The sequence below is a fragment of the Elusimicrobiota bacterium genome (genome assembly GCA_041658405.1).
In the GTDB taxonomy this organism is placed as follows: domain Bacteria; phylum Elusimicrobiota; class UBA5214; order JBBAAG01; family JBBAAG01; genus JBBAAG01.
Window position 1 is genome coordinate 1 of the sequence record JBBAAG010000153.1, and the last position, 2,560, is coordinate 2,560.

Annotated in this window: 2 protein-coding genes; both read right to left on the bottom strand. The window is 42.9% G+C overall.

Features of this window, described 5'->3' with window-relative positions; translation table 11 throughout:
* Positions 1 to 1,615 (bottom strand): transglycosylase domain-containing protein (locus tag WC955_13385; GenBank protein ID MFA5860048.1); only part of this gene is annotated, 1,615 nt, incomplete at its 3' end.
* A 6-nt stretch (positions 1,616 to 1,621) separates the two neighbouring features.
* On the bottom strand, positions 1,622 to 2,560 hold a 939-nt coding region (locus tag WC955_13390), incomplete at its 5' end, for a hypothetical protein (GenBank protein MFA5860049.1).

A 2,560-nucleotide genomic window follows, 5' to 3' on the forward strand; every position in this document is an offset into this window, starting at 1 on the left:
CCCATACAGCAACGGTGTACCGCGGAGTATATCCTACGGTCCAGTTGTCCCGAAAATTTTTTGAAGTACCGGTTTTTACAGCACAATCAAACGGTAAGTTTAATGACGAGAACTCGCCAAACGCTGGTTCCCGTGCGTTATTATCAGATAATATGTCAGTAAGCAAATACGCGGTTTCCGGTTTAAAAACACGGCCCATCTCCTGGCTTGGTTCATTTTTCAGTATCCGCAGTTCTTTAACCCTACCGCCCATAGCTAACGCACAGTATGCCCGTGCAAGCTCGGCTAATGTCACTTCGCCCGTACCTAAACACAGGCCGGGCCCGTAAAACTTTGCATCGTTTTTCAAACTATCGAATCTCGCACGATGTAACACTTCAAGTAACGCTTCGGTCCCGAACATAGCAGCAAGATTGGTGGTAGCAATGTTGTATGAACACGCTAGTGCGGTACGCAACCGTACCGGCCCGTGATATTTTTTATCATAATTCTGGGGATTAAAAAAACTGTTCTCGTTTATTCTAATACTAGAATCTATATCCGAAATAGTATCCGCCGGAGTATTGCCCTGTTCAAACGCCAGGCCGTAGACAAACGGTTTTATTGCTGACCCGGGCTGCCTTAACGCCAACGCACCGTTTACCTGGCCGGAATTAAGTTCATCAAAAAAATCTGATGACCCGACCAGCGCAATGACATCACGCGTGGTATTCTCAACTACTACTACCGCTGCGTTATTGACATTAGCGTTTTTTAAGCGCGCAATATGGTTTTTCACAATAAACTCTGTTTTGTTCTGTATATCACAATCCAGCGTAGTAATAATTTCATCAGGTACAGAGTTTTTGTATTTCTCAAGTACCCAATTACAAAAATGCGGTGCAATAAACTTTTGTTCTTTAAGGTATAACACCAACTTTTCTTTACCTGCGATATTGTATTCCGTCTCAGAAATTTTTTTTGTGCGGTACAACTGTGCAAGCACGTAACGTTGGCGGGTAAAAACAGCATTGCGTTTTTTGTACGGATTAAACAACTTGTTCGACGCAGGAATCGCGCACAAAAACGCGCTTTCCGCTAAAGACAAATCTTTTGCTGGTTTACCAAAATATAACCGTGCAGCGGATTCAACGCCGTACGCGCCGTTACCATACGGTATCCTGTTCAAATATTCTTCCAAAATCCTGGCTTTTGAATACCTGATTTCTATACATACCGCACGAACGGTTTCCACCACTTTTGCCGGTACCGTCCTGGGATAATGGTACATATTTCTTACCAGCTGTTGTGTAATTGTCGACCCGCCGGAGATAACCCGGTGAGCATATATATTCTGTTTTATCGCGCGTAGTACCGCAAGAATGTCGAGCCCGATATGCGAATAGAACCGTTTATCTTCCGTTACAATTACCGCGTCAATAAAATATCGCGGTAGTTCACTAAGTTTTATTGGGTATGCCGTACCGTATTCCGACGCGCATATTTCCCGCATAAGTATCATGTTTCTATCATATATGCGTTTAGACGTAAAACTGCTGTTCTCTATTCTGGAACACACGATATAACAACCGGTAATCAGTACCAGAATAGCAGTGCTTATCACATACTTTTTCATATATCGTTACCTGACAACAACATTTTTTTGTCCTGTCCTGCCAAAAACTTCCGGTGTATACATTTCTTCGACTTTCGCAGGCGGTGCAAAGAATTCGCCTGCAGTAACAGCTTGTATAAGATAAGAATACGTATGTTCGCCTGGTTGCAGCCAGTTGGCAAATACCATAACTTTATCGTCATAACACTCCCAATGGTCAAACGTACCCCAGTACCTGTAATTATTATTATTCTCTGCTTCTACTTGGGAACGTTCCTCCTGGCTTTCCGTTGCTAACGTAAGGTTAACTACTTCAAATCCTGCAGGGACTGGATCGTCAATAACCACGAACCGGCGTTCTTGTTTGGTCTTAACTTTTAACGTTACTTTATACCTGCCGGACAACGCGTATGTACTATCCATTACTTGGTATGAATTAAACGGTGTAACGGTTTTTGTAAGCCCCATTCCTTCCTCCCGCGCAGGTAAAACTCCTTTAGGAGAATATATCATTCGAAAATCGTAGTACAACCTTCCTGTTCCGGTTTTTTCAAACGTTACGGGCAGCAACTCGTCACGTTTGTACGGTTCTACCGCGAGTTTAGTGTTCACAGGTTTCAGGCTACGCCCACGGAACATAGCGTTAATAACTTCTTTTCCTTCAATCAACACTTTTGCTGTGAAGTCCGGCTTTTCTTTTTCATAAACCTTAACGTATTCGTTAAAAGCGTAAAGTACATACATATTTTCCTGTGTAGTCCGCCAACAACCATGTTTTCGTTCACCTACAAGCCATTTCACAACATTTTCAGAATGCGGATATTTCCCTTTAACCTCGAGCAATGCCTGCAGTATTGCCGCTGTGGTCCTGGTAGCAGAATCCCAAAGCCATGAACTGCCGTCCCCGTAATTTTCAAAATGTGTTTCCGTAGGCGATATTTTTGCGTTATTATAAATATCCTTAAG